Annotated in this window: 24 protein-coding genes; 8 read left to right on the plus strand and 16 right to left on the minus strand. The window is 56.7% G+C overall.

All coding sequences use genetic code 11. The features are described 5' to 3' along the window. Positions 1-209 precede the first annotated feature (209 nt). The 4 genes from OOJ60_RS00170 to OOJ60_RS00185 all read left to right on the plus strand — a co-directional run bounded on the left by OOJ60_RS00170 (position 210) and on the right by OOJ60_RS00185 (position 4,668). Complete coding sequence (locus OOJ60_RS00170) at positions 210-1,445, plus strand: MFS transporter (protein WP_205611732.1); 1,236 nt, start codon at positions 210-212, stop codon at positions 1,443-1,445. Between the two features lie 15 nt (positions 1,446-1,460). Next, positions 1,461-2,486 carry a sugar phosphate isomerase/epimerase family protein gene (locus tag OOJ60_RS00175; protein WP_205611733.1) on the plus strand — a complete coding sequence of 342 codons (1,026 nt, stop codon included), beginning with the start codon at positions 1,461-1,463 and terminating at the stop codon, positions 2,484-2,486. Continuing rightward, positions 2,479-3,621, plus strand: coding sequence for a Gfo/Idh/MocA family protein (locus OOJ60_RS00180; RefSeq protein WP_205611734.1), 1,143 nt, complete (start codon positions 2,479-2,481; stop codon positions 3,619-3,621). Before OOJ60_RS00175 ends, OOJ60_RS00180 begins: the two co-directional genes overlap by 8 nt. A gap of 75 nt (positions 3,622-3,696) precedes the next feature. Further along, a complete protein-coding gene (locus OOJ60_RS00185; protein ID WP_181821829.1) occupies positions 3,697-4,668 on the plus strand; it encodes a LacI family DNA-binding transcriptional regulator in 972 nt (323 codons plus the stop codon). 1 nt (position 4,669) lies between these two features. Here OOJ60_RS00185 and OOJ60_RS00190 read toward each other — a convergent pair whose 3' ends face one another. The 4 genes from OOJ60_RS00190 to OOJ60_RS00205 all read right to left on the minus strand — a co-directional run bounded on the left by OOJ60_RS00190 (position 4,670) and on the right by OOJ60_RS00205 (position 7,901). Next, positions 4,670-5,917 carry a mechanosensitive ion channel family protein gene (locus OOJ60_RS00190; protein ID WP_060568947.1) on the minus strand — a complete coding sequence of 416 codons (1,248 nt, stop codon included), beginning with the start codon at positions 5,915-5,917 and terminating at the stop codon, positions 4,670-4,672. A 281-nt stretch (positions 5,918-6,198) separates the two neighbouring features. Further along, positions 6,199-6,852 (minus strand): oxygen-insensitive NAD(P)H nitroreductase, encoded by a 654-nt coding sequence (gene nfsB, locus OOJ60_RS00195; RefSeq protein ID WP_205611735.1) that lies wholly within the window; start codon positions 6,850-6,852, stop codon positions 6,199-6,201. A gap of 99 nt (positions 6,853-6,951) precedes the next feature. Beyond that, a complete protein-coding gene (locus OOJ60_RS00200; RefSeq protein ID WP_042285689.1) occupies positions 6,952-7,320 on the minus strand; it encodes an MmcQ/YjbR family DNA-binding protein in 369 nt (122 codons plus the stop codon). Next, positions 7,320-7,901 (minus strand): TetR/AcrR family transcriptional regulator, encoded by a 582-nt coding sequence (locus OOJ60_RS00205; RefSeq protein WP_042285688.1) that lies wholly within the window; start codon positions 7,899-7,901, stop codon positions 7,320-7,322. Before OOJ60_RS00205 ends, OOJ60_RS00200 begins: the two co-directional genes overlap by 1 nt. A 189-nt stretch (positions 7,902-8,090) precedes the next feature. On the opposite strand from OOJ60_RS00205, the gene OOJ60_RS00210 reads away from it, so the two are divergent. From OOJ60_RS00210 to OOJ60_RS00220, 3 genes are all read left to right on the plus strand, one after another. Beyond that, positions 8,091-9,224 carry an MBL fold metallo-hydrolase gene (locus tag OOJ60_RS00210; RefSeq protein WP_205611736.1) on the plus strand — a complete coding sequence of 378 codons (1,134 nt, stop codon included), beginning with the start codon at positions 8,091-8,093 and terminating at the stop codon, positions 9,222-9,224. Further along, complete coding sequence (locus OOJ60_RS00215) at positions 9,221-9,568, plus strand: RamA family antibiotic efflux transcriptional regulator (RefSeq protein WP_042285684.1); 348 nt, start codon at positions 9,221-9,223, stop codon at positions 9,566-9,568. The genes OOJ60_RS00210 and OOJ60_RS00215 overlap by 4 nt, the downstream gene beginning before the upstream one ends. Before the next feature lie 109 nt (positions 9,569-9,677). Continuing rightward, a complete protein-coding gene (locus OOJ60_RS00220; protein ID WP_205611737.1) occupies positions 9,678-11,303 on the plus strand; it encodes an alpha/beta hydrolase-fold protein in 1,626 nt (541 codons plus the stop codon). On the opposite strand, the gene OOJ60_RS00225 is transcribed toward OOJ60_RS00220, so the two are convergent. From OOJ60_RS00225 to betI, 5 genes are all read right to left on the minus strand, one after another. Continuing rightward, a complete protein-coding gene (locus OOJ60_RS00225) occupies positions 11,232-11,480 on the minus strand; it encodes a DUF1158 domain-containing protein (protein WP_042285680.1) in 249 nt (82 codons plus the stop codon). The genes OOJ60_RS00220 and OOJ60_RS00225 overlap by 72 nt on opposite strands. Before the next feature lie 69 nt (positions 11,481-11,549). Further along, a complete protein-coding gene (locus tag OOJ60_RS00230) occupies positions 11,550-12,665 on the minus strand; it encodes a YbdK family carboxylate-amine ligase (protein WP_042285676.1) in 1,116 nt (371 codons plus the stop codon). Positions 12,666-12,762: 97 nt separating this feature from the next. Next, positions 12,763-14,439: a choline dehydrogenase gene (gene betA, locus OOJ60_RS00235; protein WP_205611738.1), complete on the minus strand. Its 1,677-nt coding sequence runs from the start codon at positions 14,437-14,439 to the stop codon at positions 12,763-12,765. 13 nt (positions 14,440-14,452) lie between these two features. Then, complete coding sequence (betB, locus tag OOJ60_RS00240; protein ID WP_205611739.1) at positions 14,453-15,925, minus strand: betaine-aldehyde dehydrogenase; 1,473 nt, start codon at positions 15,923-15,925, stop codon at positions 14,453-14,455. A 13-nt stretch (positions 15,926-15,938) separates the two neighbouring features. Further along, complete coding sequence (gene betI / locus OOJ60_RS00245; RefSeq protein WP_042285669.1) at positions 15,939-16,532, minus strand: transcriptional regulator BetI; 594 nt, start codon at positions 16,530-16,532, stop codon at positions 15,939-15,941. A 126-nt stretch (positions 16,533-16,658) separates the two neighbouring features. Here betI and OOJ60_RS00250 point away from each other — a divergent pair, with 126 nt between their 5' ends. Beyond that, complete coding sequence (locus OOJ60_RS00250; RefSeq protein WP_060568942.1) at positions 16,659-18,692, plus strand: choline transporter; 2,034 nt, start codon at positions 16,659-16,661, stop codon at positions 18,690-18,692. A 163-nt stretch (positions 18,693-18,855) separates the two neighbouring features. Here the strand turns inward: OOJ60_RS00250 and OOJ60_RS00255 are convergent, their stop codons facing one another. From OOJ60_RS00255 to OOJ60_RS00285, 7 genes are all read right to left on the minus strand, one after another. After that, positions 18,856-19,641 (minus strand): SDR family oxidoreductase, encoded by a 786-nt coding sequence (locus OOJ60_RS00255; protein ID WP_042285664.1) that lies wholly within the window; start codon positions 19,639-19,641, stop codon positions 18,856-18,858. A 33-nt stretch (positions 19,642-19,674) separates the two neighbouring features. Next, on the minus strand, positions 19,675-20,472 hold the full coding sequence (locus OOJ60_RS00260) for a glucose 1-dehydrogenase (RefSeq protein ID WP_200033623.1): 798 nt from the start codon (positions 20,470-20,472) through the stop codon (positions 19,675-19,677). Positions 20,473-20,524: 52 nt separating this feature from the next. Beyond that, positions 20,525-21,592 carry an ABC transporter permease gene (locus tag OOJ60_RS00265; protein ID WP_042285659.1) on the minus strand — a complete coding sequence of 356 codons (1,068 nt, stop codon included), beginning with the start codon at positions 21,590-21,592 and terminating at the stop codon, positions 20,525-20,527. Between the two features lie 17 nt (positions 21,593-21,609). Further along, on the minus strand, positions 21,610-23,154 hold the full coding sequence (locus OOJ60_RS00270; RefSeq protein WP_205611740.1) for a sugar ABC transporter ATP-binding protein: 1,545 nt from the start codon (positions 23,152-23,154) through the stop codon (positions 21,610-21,612). 1 nt (position 23,155) lies between these two features. After that, positions 23,156-23,776 carry a DUF2291 family protein gene (locus OOJ60_RS00275; protein ID WP_042285655.1) on the minus strand — a complete coding sequence of 207 codons (621 nt, stop codon included), beginning with the start codon at positions 23,774-23,776 and terminating at the stop codon, positions 23,156-23,158. Between the two features lie 43 nt (positions 23,777-23,819). Next, positions 23,820-24,755 carry a D-ribose ABC transporter substrate-binding protein gene (locus tag OOJ60_RS00280; protein ID WP_042285653.1) on the minus strand — a complete coding sequence of 312 codons (936 nt, stop codon included), beginning with the start codon at positions 24,753-24,755 and terminating at the stop codon, positions 23,820-23,822. Between the two features lie 127 nt (positions 24,756-24,882). Continuing rightward, positions 24,883-26,403: an FGGY family carbohydrate kinase gene (locus OOJ60_RS00285; RefSeq protein ID WP_200033625.1), complete on the minus strand. Its 1,521-nt coding sequence runs from the start codon at positions 26,401-26,403 to the stop codon at positions 24,883-24,885. Between the last annotated feature and the right edge of the window lie 299 nt (positions 26,404-26,702).

Below are 26,702 nucleotides of genomic sequence, written 5' to 3' on the forward strand. Positions count from 1 at the left end.
CCTCAGGGAGAGGGCCGGGGTGAGGACACCCAGCCGCACCCGTTTTAAGCCTGGCGGCACTGCGCCTGCCGGGCCCTTAATGTACCGCTCCACCTTTATCGTGACTCTCCTCCCAATTCTGTTTCTAACCGCAGGATCTTTAGTTTGTAATCGATTACTTTTTATTTGTTGCATTTTGTAATCGATTACTTTTAAGGGTGAGGCTTATCATGGTGTCAACTGAAAGTAGTGAAAAGGCGATAACACAGTACCGGCTGCTGGTGCCGCGTCTGTCGCTGATGATGTTTCTGCAGTTTTTCATCTGGGGTAGCTGGTCGGTCACGCTCGGCCTGGTGATGACCCGGCACAATATGTCTTTGCTGATCGGCGATGCCTTCTCCGCCGGGCCAATCGCCTCCATTCTTTCGCCGTTCGTGCTCGGGATGCTGGTGGACCGCTTCTTCGCCTCGCAGAAGGTGATGGCGGTGATGCACCTGGCGGGCGCGGCAATCCTGTGGTTCGTGCCGGGCGCGCTGATTGCCGAGAACGGCGCGCTGCTGATCGGCCTGCTGTTTGGCTACACGCTCTGCTACATGCCGACGCTGGCGCTGACCAACAATATCGCCTTTCACAGCCTGGCGAACGTGGATAAAACTTTCCCGGTGGTGCGCGTGTTTGGCACCATCGGCTGGATCGTGGCGGGCATTTTTATCGGCGTCACCGGCGTGGCGTCCAGCGTCACCATCTTCCAGGTGGCGGCGGCAAGCTCCGTGCTGCTGGCGATCTATAGCCTGACGCTGCCGCACACGCCAGCCCCGGCGAAAGGCCTGCCGGTCAGGGTGCGGGATCTCTTCTGCGCGGATGCCTTCGCGCTGCTCAAAACCCGCCACTTTTTCGTCTTCTCCGTTTGCGCGATGCTGATCTCCGTCCCGCTGGGAACCTACTACGCCTACACCGCCTCGTATCTGGCGGATGCCGGCATTGCCGACGTCAGTACCGCCATGTCCTTCGGGCAGATGTCCGAAATCTTCTTCATGCTGGTCATCCCGCTGCTGTTCCGTCGCCTGGGCGTGAAGGTGATGCTGCTGATCGGCATGCTGGCGTGGTTCGTGCGTTATGCCATGTTCGCGCTGGGCGTCAGCGAGGAGGGGCGCATCCTGCTCTATCTCGGCATCCTGCTGCACGGCGTCTGCTACGATTTCTTCTTTGTCGTCGGCTTTATCTATACCGACCGGGTCGCCGGTGAAAAGGTCAAAGGTCAGGCCCAGAGCATGATCGTAATGTTTACCTACGGCATCGGCATGTTGCTCGGCTCGCAGATTTCCGGCGCGCTCTATAACCGCCTGGTGGCCGGGCAGACCGTGCCGCAGGCATGGGTGACATTCTGGTGGATCCCGGCGGTGGCTGCCGCGGCGATCGCGCTGATTTTCCTTCTCACGTTTAGGTATGACGATGACAAGGCGTAATGTTCAGGAGGGGGTATGAAAACGATTAAGGGACCGGGTATTTTTCTGTCGCAGTTTATTGGTGAGAACGCGCCGTTCAACACGCTCGACGGGCTGGCCGAATGGGCAGCGGCGAAGGGCTACAGGGCGGTGCAGATCCCCTGTAACCATCCGCACATTTTTGATGTCGAGAAAGCCGCAGAGAGCCAGGCCTACTGCGATGAAGTTACCGCCAGGCTGGCCGCTCACGGGCTGGTCATCAGCGAGCTGTCGACCCATCTGGAAGGGCAGCTCGTGGCGGTGAACCCGGTTTACAGCGACGCGTTTGACCACTTCGCCCCCGCGTCCGTGCGCGGTGACGATGCGGCGCGCCGGGCGTGGGCAACGGAAAAGCTGATGCAGGCGGCGGTGGCGTCCGCCCGGCTAGGCCTGAAGGCCCATGCCACCTTCTCCGGCTCGCTGGCGTGGCCGTTTTTCTACCCGTGGCCGCCGCATAACGAGCAGCGTTTTCAGGAAGCGTTTCAGGAACTGGCAAACCGCTGGCTTCCGATTCTGGACGCCTTCGACGAGCAGGGCGTTGACGTCTGCTTTGAGCTGCATCCGGGGGAAGATCTGCATGACGGCGTGACCTTCGAGCGTTTTCTGGCGCTGGTGGATAACCATCCGCGCTGCAACATTCTCTACGACCCAAGCCATATGCTGTTGCAGCAGATGGATTATCTGACTTTTATCGATATCTACCATACGCGTATAAAAGCGTTTCACGTTAAGGACGCCGAGTTCCGCCCCAACGGGCGCAGCGGCGTGTACGGCGGCTATCAGCCGTGGATCAACCGCGCTGGCCGCTTCCGGTCGCTCGGCGACGGGCAGATTGACTTTAAAGGTATCTTCAGCAAGCTGACCCAGTACGACTACGACGGCTGGGCGGTGCTGGAGTGGGAGTGCTGCCTGAAGGACGGCGATACCGGCGCCAGGGAGGGCAGCGCGTTTATCCGCCGCCACATCATTCCCGTTTCCGGACGCGCGTTTGATGATTTTGCCGCAGGGGGCAACGATGATTAACGTTGGCATTATCGGCAGCGGGTTTATCGGCCCGGCGCATATCGAGGCGCTCAGGCGCCTCGGGTTTGTGCAGGTGGTGGCGCTCTGCGACGGTATGTTTGCCGGGGCGCAGGAGAAAGCGCGCCAGCTTAACGTGCCGCACGCCTGCGCCAGCGTGGAGGAACTGCTCGCGCACCCTGATTTGCACGTGGTGCACAACTGCACGCCGAACCACCTGCACGCGGAGATCAACCGCAAGATCCTGCGTGCGGGTAAGCACGTATTTTCAGAAAAACCGCTGTGCATGACCCCGGACGAGGCGCGCGAGCTGGTGACGCTGGCGGAGCAGGCGGGCGTGGTGCACGGCGTGAGCTTCGTCTATCGCCAGTTTGCGATGGTGCGCCAGGCGGCGAGTATGATGCGCGCGGGCAGCATCGGGCGGCTGTTTGCCTCGCACGGCAGCTATTTGCAGGACTGGATGCTGCTGGAAACCGACTACAACTGGCGGGTGGATGCGGCGCTGGGCGGCGCGTCGCGGGCGGTGGCGGATATCGGCTCCCACTGGTGCGACACGGTGCAGTTTGTCACCGGCAGGCGCATTACGGAGGTGATGGCCGACTTATCCATCGTCTGGCCGACGCGCAAGGCCAGCGTGGGGGGAAACCAGACCTTCTCCCACGACGAGCGGGCGGAGTATGAAGATAAACCGGTCACCACCGAAGATTTTGGTTCGGTGCTGTTCCGCTTTGACGACGGCAGCAAGGGCAGCTTTAGCGTCTCGCAGGTGAGCGCCGGGCGCAAAAACCGCCTGACGTTTGAGGTAAATGGCAGCGAGCGGTCAGTGGCGTGGGATCAGGAAATCCCGCAGCAGTTGTGGATCGGCCATCGCGCGCAGGCCAATCAGACGCTGAGCGACGATCCAGGTCTGATGAACCCTGACGTGGCCGACAGCGCCCACTTTCCCGGTGGACACATTGAAGGCTGGCCGGATGCCTTCAAAAATATGCTGGCGCAGTTCTACCGGGCAGTGCAGGCGGGAGCGATGCCGGAGGCGCCGCAGTTCGCAACCTTCCATGACGGCGCGAACGTGATGTATATCATTGACGCCATTGTGAAAAGCCATCAGCAGCAGCGCTGGGTGCGCGTTGAACAATGACACGTTGCCCGGTTCGCCGGGCAACAAATTTATGATAGCCTGCACAAAACGCTAACCGCAGGATGTGTCGTCGTTATGTCTATTCAGAAAATCGCCAGGCTGGCTGGCGTGTCGGTGGCTACGGTGTCGCGCGTGCTCAATAACAGCGATACGGTGAAGGCGAAAAACCGCGAGCGGGTGCTGCAGGCGATCAAAGAGAGTAACTATCAGCCAAACCTGCTGGCGCGGCAGTTACGCACCGCACGAAGTTATATGATTCTGGTGATGGTCTCTAATATCGCGAATCCGTTTTGCGCTGAAGTGGTCAAAGGCATTGAAGAAGAGGCGGAGAAAAATGGCTACCGGATTCTGTTGTGCAATTCCGGTTCCGATATCGAACGTTCCCGTTCGGGCCTGAGCCTGCTGTCCGGCAAAATCGTCGACGGCATTATCACCATGGATGCCTTCTCGAAACTGCCGGAACTCGCGGAACTGATTGGCAACGCGCCGTGGGTACAGTGTGCGGAATACGCCGATGCGGGCGCGGTTTCCTGCGTGGGAATTAACGACGTCGATGCCTCGCAGCATGTGGTCAGTCAGCTTGCCGACAGCGGACGGCAGCGTATTGCGCTTATCAACCATGACCTGAGCTATAAATACGCCCGCCTGCGTGAGCGTGGCTATAAGAGCGTTATTCACCTTCGCGATCTCGATTACCAGGCGGTGGAATACGCCAGCGATCTCAGTTCCGGCGCGGGCAGGAAGGCGATGCAAGCGTTACTCCAGAATACCCCGCCGGATGCGGTATTTGCTGTTTCCGACACGCTGGCGGCAGGGGCGCTACGCGCCATTGAACAGGCCGGGCTGCGGGTGCCGGAGGATATCGCCGTGGTAGGGTTTGACGGCACGGAAGTGGCGGAAATGGTCTCACTGACCACCATCGAACAACCGTCGCGGGATATCGGGCGCAAGGCGGTCGAGCTGCTTTTAAATAAGATCGATAATCCGGATGCGCCGACGGAAAGGGTGATGATGAACTGGCGCTATGTTTCGCGCGCCAGTACCTGAGTTATTTCGGCAATGCGCTGGCCAGCGAGCGAATATCGTTGCCGGTCGGCGACTGATGAATGCGTAAACCAAACTCTTCCACCACCGAAAAAATGTGGTCGAAAATATCGGCCTGAATACTTTCATATTCCAGCCAGACCACGGTATTGGTGAAAGCATAAATTTCCATCGGCAGTCCGTGATCGTCCGGGGCGAGCTGGCGCACCATTAACGTCATATCCTGGCGAATGCGCGGATGGTTACGTAAATACTCGTTCAGATAGGCGCGGAAGGTGCCGATATTGGTCATCCGGCGATGGTTTAATACGGATTCCGGCGCATTGCGCTGCTGGTTCCAGGCGTCAATTTCCTGATGACGGGTATCTAAATAAGGTTTCAGCAGTTGCGCTTTATACAGGCGCGCTTTTTCATCTTCATCAAGAAAATGAATGCTGGTGGCGTCAATGTTGATGCTGCGCTTAATACGCCGACCACCGGAAGCCGACATGCCGCTCCAGTTTTTGAACGAGTCAGAGACCAGCGACCAGGTCGGAATGGTGGTGATGGTGTTATCCCAGTTACGCACTTTTACGGTCGTCAGTCCGATGTCGATCACCGCGCCGTCCGCGCCGTATTTCGGCATCTCCAGCCAGTCGCCCAGCTTAAGCATGTCGTTGGCGGACAGTTGGATCCCGGCGACCAGCCCCAGGATTGGATCTTTAAACACCAGCATTAACACCGCCGCCATCGCGCCCAGGCCGCTTATTAAAATCGCTGGCGACTGGCCTATTAACAGCGAAATCATCAGAATGCCAACGATAATCGCGCTAATCAGTTTGATTCCCTGAAAGATGCCTTTGAGCGGAAGCTGAGATGCCGCCGGTAATTTCTGCGACAAATTAAAAATCACGTCCAGCAGGGAGAACAGCGACAGTAGGGCATACATCATGATCCACAGCTGCGCGCAGGTGGTTAACATTTCTGCCGCCTCGCTGCCTTTTTGCAGCCACAGCGCCGCCTGGATATTGACGATGATCCCCTGAAGGGTAAACGCCAGGCGGTGGAATAATTTATTTTGCGTAATAATTTGCAGCCACAGGCGCGAACTGGCGGTGGCGCGTTTTTCGAATGTGCGTAGAACCACCCAGTGCAAAATGATATGCACAATCACGGCGGTGAGGAAAATAATGCCAAAAATCATCACCAGCGACGTGGTGTGATTCATCTCTATACCCGCTAAATCTTCGACCTGGGTAATTAAATCCTGCATAACGTCTCCTTTATAAAACAGCGGCCTATGATGACCGCTGTACGGAGTTTATGCAAATTTTGCCAGCTTCAGGTTCCCGCGATATCAATCCTGGCGAAAAAGAGAGTGAGTGGGGAACATGATATAATCCGGGAATAAATCATAAGTGTATTTATTCGCCATTACGGGTGCGAGTAAACTCTGATCCAGTTCAGGATTTATGGCGCGGGGAAGTAATGAGGAATGTCCTGATAATTTGCCAGCCAGCAACGAACTACTGCCTGGCATTCTTATCTCAATAGTTACACTTCCGTCAGGGTGGTGGATAACGGCAGGCGGGATTTCGGCAGTGAAGCATTGAAATCTTCGACGCTGTGATGACCGACAGGGACCACGACCACGCTGGTGAACCCTTTATCTTTCAGGCCAAATTCGGCGTCAAGGATCTCAGCGTCAAAGCCTTCGATAGGTACGGCGTCCAGCCCCAGCGCGGCGACGCCGAGCAGGAAGTTCCCCACGTTCAGGTAAACCTGTTTTGCCATCCAGTGCGCATCATCGTGAAGGGTTTTACGGTGCATATCGGCGAAGAAGGTGCGGCCTTTGTGGTTAGCCGCTTTTGCTTCGGCGTTCGGGAAGCGACCATCCGCCTCCTCCTGATCGACCACGCGCTCCAGCCAGGCGTCGTCCATCGCCGTTTTGGCGCAGAACACCACCACGTGTGAAGCGTCGAGTATTTTGCGTTCATTAAACACATAGTTTCCGGCGGCAGACTTCGCGACGCGCGCCTTGCCTTCGTCGGTGCTGGCGATAATAAAGTGCCACGGCTGAGAGTTGGTGCTGGACGGGCTGTATTGCAGCAGCGTTTTTATCTTTTCTGCCTGTTCAGCGGTCAGTTTTTTGCTGGGGTCGAAGGCCTTGGTGGAATGACGTTTTAAGGCAACTGATACGATATCCATAACTACTCCCGGTTTGTTTTATTACCCCGCAGGGTACAAGGTTCTCCGGCAGATGATAAGTGAGAAAATGCGAAAACAGTTATCGTCTGTCACGACCAATCAGCGCGGGCGGATCCGTTTTTGGTCGCGCTTCGTCAGACCGTCAACTACCAGATTCCACGAATCGTTAACCAGTTCTTCCAGCAGCGACTCGCTGATATCGTCGCCGGGCGTGACGGAAATCCAGTGCTTTTTGTTCATGTGGTAACCAGGCGTGATGCTCGGGTATATCTGCTGATTTAACAGCGATTTTTGCGGATCGGACTTCAGATTAATCACTCTGCGATTGTTCACGTCGGTGGCAATCATGAAGATCTTACCGCCCACTTTAAAGACGTCATATTCCGGGCCAAACGGCCAGCAATGTTCGGTAAACGGAAAAGCCAGCGCCAGACGGCGCGCGCAATCATACAGCGTTTTATCATTCATCAGAATTCCTCGCGGGTGAGGGCGCGCCACATCGCTTCAAAACCGAGAGAGATAAACTCACTGGCGCGAGCCGGTTCGCGAGTGGCAAACTCCATGGTGGTTTCGGCCAGGGTTAAAAACAGCGCGTCGCCGAAGGCGCGATATTCGTCTGACATAAAGACCGGCAGGACCGCACGATGGCAAAGATCGTGCAGCTCAGGAAACATGGCGTCGGCCTTTTGTTCTGTCTCTTTGGTGATTTTCTCGCTGACCGCCAGTTGGCGTATCGCGCGGTGCCCGTGCGTCTGTTCCAGCCCCCAGCGGATATAGCTGCTCCAGATATAAAAGGTCATCGCTTTGGCATCGGTCAGCGAGCGATCCAGCCTGGCGATCATTGACTGACACAGGCTGTGCTTAAGATGGAGGTAAAGTTCGTTAATTAACTCGTCTTTGGTCGCGAAATAGCGAAACAATGTTCCTTCCGCCACGCCTGCATTGCGGGCAATCACGGCGGTAGAAGCCGCGATCCCGGACTGCGCGATTGCCGTGGTTGCTGCCTCCAGTAATGCCAGTTTTTTGTCTTCACTCTTCGGACGAGCCACTACATTTTACCCTTATCAGTCTAAAACCCGAATTGAAACACGGCCTTTGCAGCGCCGCAACGGGGAATGTCAAAGATTGAAAAACGTCTTGACGCGAAATTTCCGATTTCTATAATGAGTGCTTACTCACTCATAATCAAGAGTCAGCCGCGCAGACTACCGGACGGGAGCGCGTTTTCAGGTCAGGATATGAAGCGTCTCACAGTTTGTGTGGTTGTTATGATGATCATTGCCAGTGCCGCAACGTTACCGTTTGTCCTCAATGCTGGCTTCGGTCAGGCGCCGCAAGGGGCTCAGCTCAGCCAGTTTGAACAGTCCGTCAATTATCGTGATGGGCAATTCCATAATCAGGTGCCAGGGCCGGGCTATACCGGAAATAAAAGTCTGCTGGCGGCCTGGTGGGAATTCCTGGTCGCAAAGCGAGAGAACGCGCGACCGGCGCAGCCGTTGCCGCTGGTAGCGACCGATATTGCAGCTCTGCCCGCCGACAAGGACACGCTGATCTGGCTCGGCCACTCGTCGTGGTATTTGCAGCTCGGCGGAAAACGCATTCTGATCGACCCGGTCTTCAGCCGTTACGCGGCGCCGTTTTCTTTTCTCAACAAAGCGTTTGTCGGCGATTACCCCTGGACCGCCCAGGCAATGCCGGCGATCGATCTGCTGATCATTTCTCACGATCATTATGACCATCTGGATTACGCCACCATCAAGGCGTTGATGCCAAAAGTGAAGCGGGTGATTACGCCGCTCGGCGTCGGTTCGCATTTGCGGTACTGGGGTATGAACGGCGACATCATTGAGGAGTGTGACTGGCACCAGTCTGTGCGGGTGGATGACGGGCTCTATATTCACGTACTGCCCGCCCGCCATTTTTCCGGACGCGGCATCAAGCGTAACCAGACGCTGTGGGCCAGTTTTCTGTTTGAAACGCCGGAACAGAAAATTTACTACAGCGGCGACTCTGGCTACGGCCCGCACTTTCGGGCGATTGGCGAACAGTTTGGCGCGATCGACCTGGCGATCATGGAAAACGGTCAGTACGACCCGGACTGGAAATACATCCACATGATGCCGGAGGAAACCGCTCAGGCGGCACAGGATCTGCGCGCCAGAGCCATCTTACCGGGGCATGCCGGACGTTTTGTGCTGGCGAAACACACCTGGGATGATCCTTATAAGCGGCTGGCGCTGGCCAGCCGTCATAAACCCTACCGCCTGCTCACTCCGACGCTGGGCGAACCGGTGAAGCTCGACGATCCGGCGCAACAGTTCACGGCATGGTGGGAGAACACGAGCAATTTGCAGGAGAGGAGTGCTGAATGACCATTTCTGCTCAGGTAATCGACACCATTGTCGAATGGATTGATGAAAATTTGAATCAACCGTTGCGTATTGACGATATCGCCCGCCACGCGGGGTATTCCAAGTGGCATCTGCAGCGCCTTTTTATGCAGTACAAAGGGGAGAGTCTCGGACGCTACATCCGCGAGCGCAAGCTGCTGCTGGCGGCGCGGGATTTGCGCGAGTCCGATGAAAAAGTATACGATATCTGTTTGCGCTACGGTTTTGATTCGCAGCAGACGTTTACCCGCATCTTTACCCGCACGTTTAATCAGCCGCCGGGCGCCTACCGCAAAGAGAACCACAGCCGGACACACCCGGCATAGTGTTATCAGGCCGCGACAGGCAGAGTAACATTCCGCTTACAAATCTTATTGCAAATCATTCCCATTTACATTAGCGTGGCTGACACATTTCTTCAGGAACGGTTAGCCAATGAAAATGGCGTGGAATGGTTTGCTCCTGGGGCTGGGAACCCTGTCGGCTCAGGCGATGTCCTGTTCGACTCCCTCGCTCCACGGCGAGCAGCAGGGAAAATTTGATGCCAGCGGCGAAGTCTGTTTTGTCCTTCCTCCGCTAAACGAAAACTATGTTTCCGCAACGCTGTCCGGCGTCACCGATGCCCGTCTGCTCGACGGTCAAAACCGGCGTATCCGCACGTTACTGGAAGACGGCCCCGACGATGGCGAGCATCATTTGCTGTTTTCGTTACCCGTACAGCAGACTACCTCGCTGGTGCTGCATGGTAACGAAGGCGCGCGCTGGCAGTTTAGCTGGCAGATGAAAGAGACGACGCCGCTGCCGCGCACGCAGCGAATTTCCCCGGTCAGCCCGACGCTACAGCGGCTGGAAAAAGCGATTGCCGCCGGGGCGGGAACCGCGGATTTCTGGCAGGATCGGCAGCGTTACGGTACGCCGCTGGTCGAACCTGTCGACGCTAACCATAAACGGATCACCTTTCTCTGGCGCGGCGCGAAGCAAAACGTTTTTCTGTTTGGCTCGCCGGCAGGCGAGCACGATCCGCTGTTTCGACTCGGCCATTCCGACGTCTGGTTTCGCAGCTATGTTGTGCCTGCGGATACGGTTATGCAGTACAAACTGGCGCCGGATGTGCCAAAAGTCAGCGGTTCGCCCCGCGATCAGCGACGCGCGATCCTGGTCAGCGCGCAGGCCGATCCTTATAACCCGTTGCGGATCGGCGATAAGCATACCGATCGCTGGAACCAGTCGTCGTTAATCGATCTTGGCCCGCCGCGTTTTTGTTCGGCGCAGGCCGCTGCACAGCCGTTGACGCACGGCGCGCTAACCCGTCAGATGCTGAAAAGCGAACGGTTAGGCAATCGCCGGGAAATCGCTCTCTACCGTCCTCGAGTGGCGCAGCCGGCGCGTTGGACGTTGATCCTGTTTGACGGTAAAACCTACCTTGATGACTACCATATCGACCGGATAGTTGACGGTCTGATTGCCCGCCATCAGCTTCCGCCGATCAATGTGGTATTTGTGGACTCGCTCGATCATCCGCGTCGTGGAAAAGAGCTGCCGCCAAACCCGGACTTTGCCGATTTCATGGCGCACGAGCTGACGCCCTGGCTGGCGCAGCGGGGCATATCCCTCCAGCGGCAGAAAACGGTGCTTGCCGGGTCCAGCTACGGGGGACTGGCGTCGTCGTGGGTGGCGCTGCGCTACCCACGGCTGTTTGGCAATGTGCTGAGTCTTTCCGGCTCCTACTGGTGGGCGCCGCACGGGGAGGCGCCCGCCTGGCTAACGCGGCAGTATCAGAACTCGCCGCGCTACCCGATTACCTTCTGGCTACAAGCCGGGCGTTTTGAACAGGAAGGGCCGAACGGCGGCATCTATCGCAACACGCTGGCGTTTGAAAAGGTACTCAAAGAAAAGGGCTACACGGTCAGTTTTCATCCGTGGTCGAGCGGGCATGACTACACCGCGTGGTGCGAAGCGCTGGTGCACGGCATGCGCGACTTCACGGGCTTAACCGGCCAGCGAAAACCAGCGACGCCAGACGTAGCGGAGCACAAAATATTCGACAGCGCCAAGCGCTAAAAACCACAGGCAGAACAGCAGCGTATAAAGCTGGTTGAGATCCATCAGATGAAAGGCGTCAACCAGCTTTTGCGCCAGCGTCAGTCCCAGAGACGGGGCGGGCAGCAACAGGCAGGACAGAAAAGCCATCAGCAAAATACCGGCGGCAGTCATCAGCGATTCAAGCGGGTGTTTCATGGCATTGTTAAATGTGAGTTAAAAAAGCCATTGTCCGGGATTACGCCGGACAACGCAAACGCCGTCCTGTTACCCCGCCCAGATCTCGCAATGTTTTTTCACCAGACCAATCAACGACCCGCCATCGGCGACAAATTCCCGCATCTTTTGCGCTTCGCTGCCGCCGTTTCTCACCTGACGGGTCAGGGCCTCGATCGCGCTGCCTGCGCCCACTTTATCCGCCGAGGGGGCGACTTTCTCCAGCAGACGCAGGGTGTCCTCTGACAGTTTATGATGATCGCCGGTATGTACGTCGGTCAGAATGCCGTCCAGCCCGTAACGGCAGGCCTGAAAGCGGTTGAACTTATACAGCAGGTAATCGCGTTCCTGGTGTTTAAACGGTCGCTCGGTCAAAAGCCAGTGCGCGGTCGCCTGAATCAGTCCCGCGATGTTGACGGCATGAGACAAGGTGAGCGGCGTATCCATCACCCGCACTTCCACGGTGCCAAAATGCGGACTCGGTCGGATATCCCAGTGCAAATCTTTAATACTTTCGATCATGCTGGTGTAACTGAGCCGACGGAATAGCCCCTCAAATTCCTGCCAGTTACTGACCCACGGCATCGGACCGTTGTCCGGAAAACCGGAGAAAATATTCAGCCGCGATGAGGCGAAACGGGTGTCAGAACCCTGCATATAAGGCGAAGCGGCAGAGAGCGCGATAAAGTGCGGCACGAAGTGTGACAGCCCGTGCAGCAGATAGATCGCGTCGTCACCGCTGGCGCAACCGACGTGTACGTGCTGACCAAACACGGTCGCCTGCTGAATGAGGTAGCCAAAATTCTCCAGCGTCCGCTGATAGCGCTCGTTATCGCACACTTCCTGCCGCTGCCATTTTTGAAACGGATGGGTGCCCCCGCCACAAATCTCAATATGGTGCTCCGCCGCGGCGTGGAGAATCACCTGCTGCATGGCGGAAAACTGTGCGGCGGCCTGGTCGATGTTGTGACACACATCGGTCGCCAGTTCCAGCATGCTTTCGGTGATGTCATGTTTGACTTCACCGGCGGTGACCCGGTCTTTCACGGCGGCAATCAGCCGCGAAGAATCCTGGCTCAGGTCATAGCCCGGTGGATTAACCACCTGCGTTTCCAGCTCAATGCCGAGGGTGTAGGGTTCGGAGACGTGAAAATCGGGTAACGGCATAACGTTCTCTTTTAAAGGAATGTCTTTTCAGTATAGAAGCGTTATGGGTATTCGGAAGCGGCCTGATACGCGCCGTGTTATCAGACCGTACAGACCGTTACCGCCGTGGCGCCTGGCGCACCGGCGTGTCGCCCGCCACGTAATAGCTGGCTGCGCTTTTTGCCAGCGGGGCGCGACCGCGAATAGCATCGGCAAGCTTTTCGCCAATCATGATTGTGGTCGCGTTCAGGTTGCCGGTGATGATTTGCGGCATGATTGAAGCGTCCACCACGCGCAGGTTTTCCACGCCGTGAACCCGGCCTTCGCCGTCCACGACCGCCATTTCATCAAAGCCCATTTTGCAGGTGCCGCAGGGATGAAACGCCGTCTCGGCGTGCTCGCGCACAAACGCGTCCAGTTGTTCGTCGCTCTGGCAGTCGCTGCCAGGGCTTATTTCCCGTCCGCGAAAGGGATCCAGCGCGGGCTGGTTGATGATTTCACGGGTAATGCGAATGGCGTCGCGAAACTCCTGCCAGTCCTGGTCGGTCGACATGTAATTAAACAAAATTGCCGGGTGCTCGCGCGGATCGCGTGATTTAAGATGGACGTGGCCGCGGCTTGGCGAGCGCATAGAGCCGACGTGGCACTGGAAGCCATGTTCTTTAACCGCGTTCGAGCCGTTGTAATTGATCGCGACCGGCAGAAAGTGATACTGAATGTTTGGCCAGGTAAACGCGTCCCGGCTGCGGATAAAACCGCCCGCTTCGAAATGGTTGCTCGCGCCAATGCCGGTGCCGCCAAACAGCCATTCGGCGCCGATCTTCGGTTGATTCCACCATTGCAGAGCCGGGTACAGTGAGACCGGTTTTTTGCAGGCGTATTGCAGGTACATCTCCAGATGATCCTGCAGATTTTCGCCGACGCCGGGCAGGTGATGAACCAGCGGAATAGCAAACGCTTTCAGCAACGCCGCGTCGCCAACGCCGGAACGTTGCAGAATCTGCGGCGAAGCAATCGCCCCGGCGCATAACAGCACCTCTTTTTCCGCTGTGGCGGTGGTCGGAATGGTGCCGTCGCCTTCCAGCCACTCCACGCCCACCGCCTTTTTGCCATCAAAGATGATGTGATCGGTCAGCGCGTGGGTGATTATCGTCAGGTTAGGACGTTTTCTTGCCTGGTCGAGATAGCCGCGCGCGGTGCTGGCGCGACGTCCCTGCGGCGTTACGGTGCGATCCATCGGGCCAAAGCCTTCCTGCTGGTAACCGTTAAGATCGTCCGTGCGCGGATAACCGGCCTGTACGCCCGCCTCGATCATCGCGTCGAACAACGGATTCACATGGGGTTTCGAGGTGGTCACGCAGACCGGGCCGTCGCCGCCGTGATAGTCGTTTGCGCCGATATCGCGCGATTCCGCCTTACGGTAGTAGGGCAGGCAGTGGAGATAGCTCCAGTGTTCGAGTCCGGGTTCGTTTGCCCAGTTGTCGAGATCCATCGCGTTGCCGCGAACATAGCACATGCCGTTAATCAACGAGGAACCGCCCAGTCCTTTGCCGCGTCCGCACTCCATTCGGCGATAATTCATGTGCGGTTCCGGCTCGGTTTCATACGCCCAGTTATAGCGTTTCCCCTGAAGGGGATAGGCCAGCGCCGCGGGCATCTGAGTGCGAAAATCCGCACGGTAGTCCGGGCCGCCCGCCTCTAAAAGCAGAACGGTGGTATTGCTGTCTTCTGTCAGTCGTGTTGCCAGTACGTTGCCGGCAGAACCGGCGCCAATAATGATATAGTCAAAATGCAATGAGACCTCCTGGTTAAAAGACGGACTGGAAGGGGGCCATCTCGATCTGGATGGATTTTACCTGGGTGTAGTTTTGCAGCGTCATCACGCCGTTTTCACGACCAATGCCAGAGTGCTTATAGCCGCCGACCGGCATTTCCGCCGGGGATTCCCCCCAGGTGTTGATCCAGCAGATCCCGGCCTCGAGCTGGTGGATAACCCGATGCGCACGGTTGAGATCCTGCGTGACCACGCCTGCCGCCAGACCATAGTCGGTCGCGTTGGCGCGGCGAATTGCCTCGTCTTCGCGTTCATAGGTGAGGATTGACATGACCGGGCCAAAGATTTCTTCCCGTACGATAGTCATCTCGTCGCGACAGTCGGTGAACACCGTTGGCGCAACCCACGCGCCATGTTCAACGTCGCGGCCTTTCAGTGCGCCGCCGCCGCACAGTAGCGTTGCGCCTTCGCGCTTGCCGCTTTCGATATAGCGCAGAACGTTTTCCCGATGCGCGAAGCTGACCAGAGGCCCGAAGTTAGTCGCCGGATCAAACAGATCGCCTGCGCGAATTCGCGCCACGCGGGAGAGGATCGTCTGTTCAAAGGCGCTTTTCATCTTTGTCGGGATAAACACGCGGGTGCCGTTGGTACAGACCTGCCCGGCGCTGTAGAAATTCGCCATCATGGCGATGTCGGCGGCCAGATTAACGTTGGCGTCCTCGAAAATAATCAGCGGCGATTTACCGCCCAGCTCCATCGTGACCTCTTTCAGTGAGGAGGCCGCGGAATGCGCCATCACTTTTTTGCCGCTGGCAACCCCGCCGGTAAACGACACTTTGGCAATGCCGGGATGTTCGGTCAAATACTGGCCCGTTTCCGCACCCGCGCCCGGCAACACGTTAAATACGCCGTCCGGCAGACCCGCTTCGCTGTAGATTTCCGCCAGCTTTAACGCGGTGAGCGGCGTCACTTCGCTGGGTTTGAAGATCATCGCATTGCCCGCCGCCAGCGCCGGAGCAGACTTCCACAGCGCGATTTGAATCGGGTAGTTCCATGCGCCGATCCCTGCCACCACGCCCAACGGCTCGCGGCGGGTGTAAACGAAAGCGGACTCGCGCAGCGGGATCTGGCTGCCTTCCAGTGACGGGATCAGCCCGGCGTAATACTCCAGTACGTCCGCGCCGGTCACGATATCCACGCTGGCGGTTTCGCTGAACGGCTTTCCGGTATCCAGCGTTTCCAGTCTGGCCAGCTCGTCATTGCGTTCGCGCAGAATATCCACCGCCCGGCGCAGAATGCGCGAACGTTCCATCGCGGTCATCGCCGCCCAAATTTTTTGTCCGTGTTGGGCGCTTTTTACGGCGCGATCGACATCGTCACGCCCTGCGGCGTGAACCGTCGCCAGAATATCGCCATTGGCAGGATTGATGGTATCGAAGGTGTGACCGCTGGAGGCGGCGGTATAACCACCGTCTATATAAAGCTGTTGTTCTGCCATTCGCGACATGCGTTCTCCTCGTTTAGTCAGTGGCTTTCGGCAAATGCTGACTGATGAAATGGGTGGTCAGCGCCTGGGCGAGACTCAGATTAAACGGTTCGCCGCTCAGCGCGGCGCGTAGCCAAAGCCCGTCAATCAGCGCCGCCAGTCCGTAACCCGCCTGCTGCGCCTGTTCGCGCGGCAGTTCACGCTTAAATTCGTAGACGATATTCGACAGCAGGCGCTTACTGGCAACCTGCTGAAGGCGATACAGCATCGGCTGATGCATACTGCTGGCCCAGAAGGCCAGCCACGCTTTCATCGCCGCGTGGCTTATCTGCGTGTCGTCAAAATTCCCCGCGACGATGGCCCGCAGGCGCAGTTCGGCACGGGCGCCCTGGAGCGCACGCAGCCGATGCAAAACCGCATGGCGGAGCTGGCTAGTGATGTCGCGCATCGTCGCCTCCAGCAATCCATTCTTATCCCTGAAGTAATGGCTGATGATGCCGGTCGAAACCCCGGCGCGGCGAGCGATCTGCGCGATCGTCGCATCGTGCATTCCCACCTCATTGATCGCCTCCAGCGTGGCATTAATCAGCTGCCGTTGCCGAATCGGTTGCATCCCCAGTTTGGGCATTTTCGGACTCCATTCATCAGTTTTGTTTATCTATTAGAACGGTTTTTGATTGAACGTTCAATATAAATGTGTATTAATTGTTACGTTTTTGATTTCAAATAGTTGCAATAAAAGTGAGGATACTGGATGTCAGACCTTCCCTCGTGCAGAGAAAAAGACAAAATCAATCCGGTTGTTTTTTATACGTCCGCCGGGCTGATTTTGTTGTTTTCCCTGACCACGCTCTTCTTTAGTGATTTCTCCGCCGCCTGGATCGGCAAGACGTTGAACTGGGTATCGAAAACCTTCGGCTGGTATTATCTGTTGGCCGCCACGCTGTATATCGTCTTCGTCATTTTTATCGCCTGTTCGCGCTTTGGCTCAGTGAAGCTCGGGCCTGAGCAGTCCAAACCAGAATTCAGCCTGTTAAGCTGGGCTGCGATGTTATTTGCCGCCGGGATTGGTATCGACCTGATGTTTTTCTCGGTCGCGGAACCGGTCACGCAGTATATGCAGCCGCCGGAAGGGGCGGGGCAGACGGTCGAAGCGGCTCGCCAGTCGATGGTCTGGACCCTGTTTCACTACGGCCTGACCGGCTGGTCGATGTATGCGCTGATGGGCATGGCGCTGGGCTACTTCAGCTATCGCTATAACCTGCCGTTGACCATTCGTTCGGCGCTCTATCCCATCTTTGGTAAACGAATCAACGGACCGATAGGACACAGCGTGGACATCGCGGCGGTGATTGGCACCATCTTCGGCATCGCCACCACCCTTGGGATTGGCGTGGTGCAACTGAACTACGGGCTTAGCGTGCTGTTCGATATCCCGGACTCAATGGCGGCAAAGGCGGCGCTGATAGTGCTGTCGGTGATTATCGCCACGATTTCTGTCACCTCGGGCGTCGATAAGGGCATTCGCGTGCTGTCCGAACTGAACGTTGCGCTGGCGCTGGGGCTGATTCTGTTTGTGCTGTTTATGGGCGATACGTCATTCCTGCTCAATGCGCTGGTGCTTAACGTGGGTGATTACGTGAATCGCTTTATGGGCATGACGTTGAACAGCTTTGCTTTTGATCGCCCGGTCGAGTGGATGAACAACTGGACGCTGTTCTTCTGGGCGTGGTGGGTGGCGTGGTCACCGTTTGTCGGCCTGTTCCTGGCGCGTATTTCGCGCGGGCGTACGATTCGTCAGTTCGTTTTCGGCACGCTGATTATTCCGTTCACCTTTACCCTGCTGTGGCTGTCGGTGTTTGGCAACAGCGCGCTGTACGAAATTATTCACGGCGATGCAGGCTTTGCATCCGAAGCGATGGCGCATCCGGAGCGTGGATTTTACAGCCTGCTGGCCCAGTATCCGGCGTTCACCTTCAGCGCTTCGGTGGCGACAATCACAGGCCTGCTGTTCTATGTGACCTCCGCAGATTCCGGCGCGCTGGTGTTGGGTAACTTTACTTCAAAGCTAAAAGACATTAACAGCGATGCGCCAAACTGGCTGCGCATTTTCTGGTCTGTCGCCATCGGCCTGCTGACGCTCGGCATGTTGATGACGAACGGTATTTCCGCGCTGCAGAACACCACGGTCATCATGGGGCTACCGTTTAGCTTCGTCATATTCTTTGTCATGGCCGGGCTGTATAAATCGCTGAAGGTCGAGGATTATCGCCGGGAAAGCGCCAGCCGACACACCGCGCCGCGTCCGATGGGCGTACAGGATCGGCTGAGCTGGAAAAAACGCTTATCGCGGCTGATGAACTATCCTGGCACGCGCTATACCCGCCAGATGATGGAGACGGTATGCTTCCCGGCGATGGAAGAAGTGGCCCAGGAGCTCACACTGCGCGGCGCCAGGGTAGCGCTAAAAAGCCTGCCGCCGGAAGAGGGCGAAAACCTCGGCCATCTGGATCTGCGGGTATACATGGGCGACGAACGGAATTTTATCTACCAGATCTGGCCGCAGCAGTACGCGGTGCCGGGTTTCACCTACCGTGCCCGCAGTGGTAAATCGACCTACTATCGTCTGGAAACTTTCCTGCTGGAAGGCAGTCAGGGTAACGACCTGATGGACTACAGCAAAGAGCAGGTGATTACCGATATTCTCGACCAGTATGAACGCCATCTGAACTTTATTCATCTGGATCGCGAAGCGCCGGGCAACGGCGTACTGTTTCCCGGCATGTAGATCTAAACGTTTTCTGAAAAAAAACGCCTACTGTTTACATACACAGTAAGAAGAGATGAGAAGAGTCGGGTAATCGCGGGCGCCTGACGCTTTCCGGCTTCAGGCCGGTGCTGAGATTCAGAAAAATGAAAGCCCGCAGTCTTCACTGGCTGCGGGCGAATGTTTACCAGCAGATAAACCCGCCATCCACCACCAAATCTACCCCCGTGCAAAACGACGCGGCATCGCTGGCGAGAAACAGCGCCGGACCGGCCATCTCTTCCACCTTCGCCATACGTTGAATCGGCGTCTGGCTTTCAAATTCCCGCGTCTGATGCACCATTTCCGGGCGGGTATTCATTGGCGTGGCGGTATAACCCGGGCTGATGGAGTTGACCCGAATCCCTTTCTCAATCCACTCCATCGCCAGACTTTTCGAAAGATGGATCACGCCGGCTTTCGAACTGTTGTAATGCGCCTGATCAAGGCCCCGGTTCACGATGATCCCGGACATAGAGGCGATATTAATAATGGCGCCGCCACCGCTTTTCAGCATCAGTTCCGCTTCGGCTTTGCACGAGTTCCACACGCCCGTCAGGTTGATATCAATCACCCGCTGCCACTGCTCGCTTTCCATTTCCAGCGCCGGGTTAGCGTTGGCGATCCCGGCGGCGTTAACCGCGATATCGAGGCGACCAAAACGTTCGTGGGTGAAAGCGATGGCCGCGCGCAGGTCGCTGAGTTGCCGGACATCGCCCGCGTAGAGGGCGGCCTGCCCGCCGATGGCCTCGATATTCTGTACGGTCTCTTTCAGCCCGCCGTCTTCCCGCAGGTCAAAACCGACCACGCGCGCGCCCGCGCTGGCAAGGGCCCAGGCTATCATTTGGCCGATACCGCTACCCGCGCCGGTAACGAAGGCGACGCGCCCTTCGAGGTTAAATAACTGCCGGGCAAAATCTTTTGCGATCATAGTGATTTCTCTCCACATAGTCCCCGGCGGGGATTACGACATGATCAGGCCGCCATCAATATTAATGGTCTGCCCGGTAAGGTAACGCGCATCGTCAGAGGCAAGGAAAGCCACCAGCCCGGCGACATCCTCGGGTTTCCCGGCCCGTTTCATCGGGATCCCTTTCACCCATTCCGCCATCAGTTCCCCTTTGCCGTAGCGTTTTTCTTCGCTGCTGAGAATCTCGCCCCATACGCGATCGTTGTAATCCCACATTTCGCTTTCGATAATGCCCGGACAGAAGGCGTTGACGGTGATATTCCACGGCGCCAGCTCGTGCGCCAGGCTCTGGGTGATACCGATAACACCCATCTTGCTGGCGGCGTAATGCGGGGTGTAGATAAAGCCCTGTCGCCCCTGACCTGACGAGGTATTGATCAGGCAACCCTGATTCTGTTTAACCATGTATTTTGCCGCTTCACGACAGCACAGCCATACCCCGGTAGTGTTTACCGCCAACACTTTTTCGAAATCCGCCTTCGGCATCCGGTCGAAATAGTCGATGGTGATGACTCCGGCATTCTGGATGGATACATCGACAGTCCCGAAGCGGGCGGCGGCCTGCTCGTACAGCGACTGCACCTGCGCCTCATCGGTCACATCGACCTGCAGTGACAGGATATCCGCCTGATAGCGCTGGCGCAGTTGCTCTGCGGTGTCATGGACGCGCTCCGCGTTGGACACCATCACCAGATTTGCGCCGTCGCGGGCGAAGCGTTCGGCGATGCCGGCGCCAATTCCCCGACATGCCCCGGTGATAACCACGGTTTTCCCCTGAAAATTGCGTTGCATATTTTTTCTCCTGTTTAAGCCGGGCAGCCTCCGCCCGGCGGAATGATGCGGTTTAGCTTGATGCGGTTTTTGCCGAGGGCGCCGCCGCCAGCTTTTCTTCATGGCGGCGCATCAGAATGACTTTGTTCTGGAGCTTTTGCTGGAACTGATCGACCACCACGGCGGTGACGATAACCACCCCTTTAATGACCATCTGCCAGAAGTCACTGACGCCCATCATGACCATCCCGTCGGCGAGAAAGACGATGACGAAAGCGCCGATAATGGAGCCGGAAACCCTGCCGCGCCCACCTGCCAGCGCGGTTCCGCCCAGTACGGTGGCGCCAATGGCGTCCATTTCAAACATATTGCCGGTCATCGGATGCGCGGTTTGCAGCTGCGAGGCGACAATCAGTCCGACAAAGGCCGCGCACAGTCCGGAGAAGGCGTATACAAAGACTTTTGTTTTAACGATCGGCACGCCGGCAAGGCGCGCGGCGGACTCGTTGCCGCCGATGGCGTAGATATAGCGGCCAAGCGGCGTTTTGGTGGTGATCCAATAACCCAGCAGCAGGAAGCCAATCATCAGCCAGATAGGCAGATAAATGCCCAACAGGGTGCCGGAGCCCAGCGTGGCGAAACCGGTGTTGCCCAGCGCCTCCATCCCGTTGAGGTTGGGGTAGGTGCTGCCGTCGTTAAACAGCAGGGCGGAGCCCCTGGCGACATACATCATGCCGAGGGTGCAGATAAACGGCGCCACGCCGAAGCGGGTAATTACCGCGCCGTTGATGAACCCGACGAGGATGCCGAACAGGGCGACGCAGAGGATCACCTCCGGCACGTTAAAAAAGAGGATATTACCGCCCCAGATGGGCAGGCCGTTGGTTAACAGCGCGCCCGCCACCATGCCGCAGATCCCGGCAACGGCGCCCACGGACAGGTCGATGCCGCCCGTCAGGATCACCAGCGTCATGCCAATAGCCAGAAGCCCGGTGATTGCCACATGCTGCGTCATAATCAGCAGGTTAGACGTGGTCAGGAAATTCGGTACCATCACGCTAAAGAACGCAATCACCAGCAGCAACGCGATGAATGTTCTGGCCTTTAGCAGGTACATATAAATCATATATTTCTGGTTCATGATGGATTCCAGCCTGATTAATCTTGTGGAGTAGACGCGGCGATTAACGCCTCGCGCGTGACGGCATCGCGGGGAACATCGGCGGTAATGCGGCCATCGGCCATAACCAGAATGCGATCCGCCAGCGCCATCACTTCGTCGAGTTCGGATGACGAAAACATCACTGCCAACCCTTGCTGCGCCATTTTGCCGATAAGGTGATAGACGTCGGTTTTCGCGCCCACGTCGATGCCGCGGGTCGGTTCATCAAGAAACACCACCTGAGGCTGCGTCATCAGCGCCTTGCCCAGTACCACTTTCTGCTGGTTGCCGCCGCTCAGGGAAGTAATGGGCAGTTCGGGATCGCTGACCTTAATTGCCAGTTGCTGGATCATCTCCTTCACGCTGGCCTGCTCTTTATGCGGGTTCAACCATTGCCAGGCCCGACGAAACCCCTTCAGGCTGAAGTCTGACAAGGTCATGTTGGACTGGATCGACATCATCTGCACCACGCCTTCACCCTGTCTGTCCTCAGGCACCAGCGCCAGCCCTTTTTTCAGTCGCGACTGGAAGTGGGCGTTATCAATGCGTTCGCCGTTGAGGTCTATCTTTCCACTCTGGCAGGGCATCAGGCCTACCAGCCCCTTAAACAACTCTGTGCGCCCGGCGCCCAGCAGACCGTAAATGCCGATCACTTCGCCTTTGCGTAAGCGAAACGAAACGTCATTGAGTTTGTAGCCACCGCTGGGGTGAAGCGCGGTCAGGCCCTGTACGGCAAGCACGGTGTCGCCGTGTGGCGCGGCCTGGTAATCGAAATGTTTTTTCTTGTCGCCCACCATCTGTTCGATGATCCACGGAATGCTGGCGTCACAAACGGGGCGTTCGCTGATAAACCGACCGTCGCGGAAAATGGTGATGTTGTCGCCAATTTCCATCAGTTCTTCCAGACGGTGGGAGATATAAATAATGGTCACGCCGCGCCGCTTCAGCTGTTCGATCACGTTGAACAGCACTTTCACTTCAGACTGGCTGAGGGCGGAGGTAGGTTCATCCATGATCAGCACTCGCGTGTCTTTAGACAGCGCGCGGGCGATTTCCACCAGTTGCTGGTGGCCGATGCCGAGTTCCCCTAGCGGCGTATAAGGGTCAACGTCCAGCTCCAGTCTTTCCAGTAAAGATTTCGCCAACGCATACTGATATTTTTCGTTGATTCGTCCTTTCTGGAAAAATTCGTTAGCCATGAAAATATTATCCATGACGTTCATATTGGGAAATAAATTCAGCTCCTGAAAAATAATGCTGATCCCCAGTTTCTCCGCCTGATGTGTCGAATTTAGCGAGACAGGTTGACCATCAAGAAACAGTTGCCCGGAGGAGGGCGTTTCCACCCCGGCGAGCATTTTCATCATGGTCGATTTACCCGCGCCATTTTCGCCAATCAGTACATTGACCTTATTCCGGTAGACCCGATAATTCACATTATCTAACGCCACCACCCCGGGATAAACGCGCGACAGCGCACGGGTTTCAATAATCACTTCAGACTCAGCGCAGTCGGGCGCGACGCGATTATGCGGCTGCATATTATTCCCCTCCTGCCAGGTCGATTTTGGCGGGCGTAATCGCAGGCAGTGTTTGGGGAATATCCCAACTGGAAAATACGCCATACACCTCGACGGATTCGCCGGTTTTCAGTGGCGCCGCCTGGATCATGTTGACGGCCTGCTCGTTAATTGCCCGGCCATATTCGCCGAACAACACCTGGTCGTTGAAATCACCGTAGCTGGCCCCTTTATACGCATCGCGCAACTGCGTGCCGCGCAGCGTCGGACCGATCTGGACGACCACATCGCTGCCGCTCTTATCCGCGACCGTCATCTTGCCGCTGCGTGACGCCGTGTCGAGTTGGCTGATCTTTCCTGCTACCTTGACGTAAAAGAGACAGGGGTTCTCATCCTGAGAACGAAAGCCCAGCTTTTGACAGGCGCTGTCAATGTCTTTTTCCGCGCCCAGCGCCGCCATCAGTTCGGCGACGGGACGCGCCTGCCCGACAATCTGCGGGACAATCTGGTTTTGCCACGTTTGGTCAATGTTGGCCATATGGGGGTTGGGGGGAGATTTAAGGTCCGCCAGTTCCTGTTGCGAGACGATGCGGCACCCTCCCATGGTCAATACGGCCAGCGCCAGCCAGGCTTTTTTAGACATAATGTTCTCCTCTGCGCCTCGTGAGAGGCGCAACTCCCCGGGATCAGGACTTGATGTTGAAATCCTGGACTTTATCTGCGTTATCTTTAGTGATGAGAATGCCGCGGAACATCACGCGCTGTTTATCGGGCTTCACGCCGTTTTGCAGGTAGTTATCCAGATCGGTCACCCCCTGCGCCGCGATGGCCTGAGCCTGAAGCATCACGGTAGCCTGCAGCGAACCCGCTTTCACCGCGTCGCGTTCGTCGTTGCTGCCGTCAATGCCGACGACAATGACGTCGCTGCGGTTAGCGGCTTTCAGGGCGGCGATAGCGCCAAGCGCGACGGGGCCGTTTCCGCAGATAACGCCTTTCACGTCAGGGTGCGCTTGCAGAATACTGTCCATGATGCGTTTGCCGTCAATCAGCGTGCCTTTAGCATCCTGTTTCGCGACGCTGACCATATCAGGGAACTGGTCGATGACCTGGTGGAATGATTTGGAACGGGTGACGCAGTTATTATCCGCGAGGTTACAGGTCAGCTCAGCGTATTTGCCTTTTTCACCCATTTTTTCCACAAATACGTTGGCGACTTCCGAACCGGCCTGGAAGTTATTATGGGTAATCTGCACCAGCGCCACATCATCTACCGGAATTTCACGGTTGATTAAGACAATCGGTATTCCCGCTTTTTTCGCTTTTTCAATTGCCGCAACGCTGGCCGTTGAGTCAGCGTTATCAAGGATAATGCCCTGAACTTTTTTACCGATGGCGGTATCGATGAGCTCATTTTGTTTTTTCACATCTTCGCTGTGCGAAAGAATTGTGGTCTTGTAACCTAATTCTTGCGCTTTTTCGCTGGCGCCTTTCGCTTCAGAGGCGTAATACGGATTATCCAGCGAGTTGACCATAATCATAATTGTCCCTTTTTCGACGGCATGCGCGGCAAAGGACAACGCGGTCAGGGTAGCAGCGGTTAACAGCGTTAAACGTAATTTCATGACAATGTTCTCTCTGTGTTGTTATTGTCGGGTACGGTGAAACAACGTAAAGCCAGATTTGTTATGGGCCGGAGTCCTCCTTTGTTGAGTGAGTGTATTCAGTCAGCCGTTATTCCCTGGTAAGGCGTCAGACCGACGAGGCCGGTTTCCATAATGTTCTGTTCACCGCATGGCGCCACGCCTGCCATCGTTGTTGCAGTCGACGGTGGCGCGCCATGTCGGGCTGAAAAGTACTGTGCTCGGTTAAGAGGTCTTTAAGATCGCTCAGCGAGCCGGGGTGAAGCGCTTTGCGCGCCAGCAACGCGGCGCCGATGGCGGAAAGTTCCGGCACATCGCTGCGCATCACCGGACAGCCCAACAGATCCGCCTGGTATTGCATCAACCAGTCATTTTTTGTTGGACCGCCGTCAACCATGAGCGCCGTTAAGCTGAAATCGTCGTGCTGTTGCATGGCAACGACCACGTCTGCTATCTGATAGGTAATAGACTCGAGGGCGGCGCGGATCAGATGCGCCCGCTTTACCCCGCGGCTGAGTCCGCAGATCACGCCCCGCGCGCTGTCATCCCACCAGGGCGCGCCTAGCCCGGTCAGCGCCGGGACAAAGTAAACGCCGAGGGTCGATTCAACGGAAGCGGGAAGGGTGTTAAGTTCATGCGCCAGCTCGTCGTCAGGCAGCTCGCTCAGTCCGGTGCTGTCCGCCATCCAGGCAACCGCGTCGCCGGTGTGCGGAATGTTGCCTTCCAGACCGTAAACAATGCGTTCGCCATCATGCCAGGCGATGGTGGTCGCCAGCGCGTGGATAGCGCACTGCGCCGACTTCACTGGCGCCATGACTGAGGAACCCGTGCCGTAGGTAGCTTTAACACACCCCAGTTCGCCAAGCGCATGACCAAACAGGGCGGCGTGAGAATCGCCAACCATCGACATCACCGGAATACCATCCGGGATCCCGGCCAGGCCGCGGGTATGACCAAACAGGCCGCTGGAGGGTTTGATTTCCGGCAGCGCGACGCGGGGGATCGCGAACAGCGCCAGCATCGCCTCATCCCATTGCCCGGTTTGCAGGTTAAGCAGTTGGGTGCGGGCGGCGTTGGAGTAGTCGCAGGAGAAGGCCTCGCCGCCGGTTAAGTTCCACAGCAGCCAACTGTCGATGGTGCCCAGGCAAATTTTTCCCTGTTCCGCCAGTCGCGCACCGTCAGGTATCGATTCCAGCAGCCAGCGCATTTTCGAGGCCGAGAACAGCGGGGCGATGGGCAAGCCGGTTGTGGCTTTAATCAACGGCTCCTGGTTGTCCTGGCGCAGCGCCTCACACCAGGCCGCGCTGCGCGTGCACTGCCAGGTGATCGCGGCATTCAGCGGCTTACCGCTGTCGCGATACCAGCCGATGGCGGTTTCACGCTGATTACTGATCGCCAGCGCAACGACGTTGTCTGCGCCGACATGCTGAATGGCCCTGGCGATCACGTCCAGGGATGCCTCAATCAATACCTCGCCGGATTGTTCCACCCAGCCTTCCCGCGGCGTTTGAATCGCCAGCGGCTGAGAGTATTTCGCGACCACGTTGCCCCTGTCGTCTAGCGCGACCGCTTTCGCGTTGGTGGTGCCTTCATCCAGCGCGATAATGAACCCTTTCTTCGCTGTACACATAGATTGTCTCCTGAGTCACATTGCGTCCCGGCGTAGAAGGCAGAATGGCATCCCTCGTTGTCGCGTTTTACTTCATCAGGCTGGCTGTGACGTCGCGTATTTTTGTTTGTGAATATATATTCGGTATTGATTATTTATTTAATACCTTAGCCACAATCGTTGGGCTGAGCTACCGAAAAAATCATCAATTGTGCTGAGAATCACACTTAGAGAGTGCGCAGAATAGCAAAGACCAGTGAAAATTACGTGGAGGTGAATCCTTTCAGTTTATTGAAATTTAAAGATTTTTAATGCCTTTG

Origin of the sequence: Citrobacter sp. R4 (genome assembly GCF_026719175.1) — a bacterium.
GTDB lineage: Bacteria > Pseudomonadota > Gammaproteobacteria > Enterobacterales > Enterobacteriaceae > Citrobacter_A > Citrobacter_A sedlakii.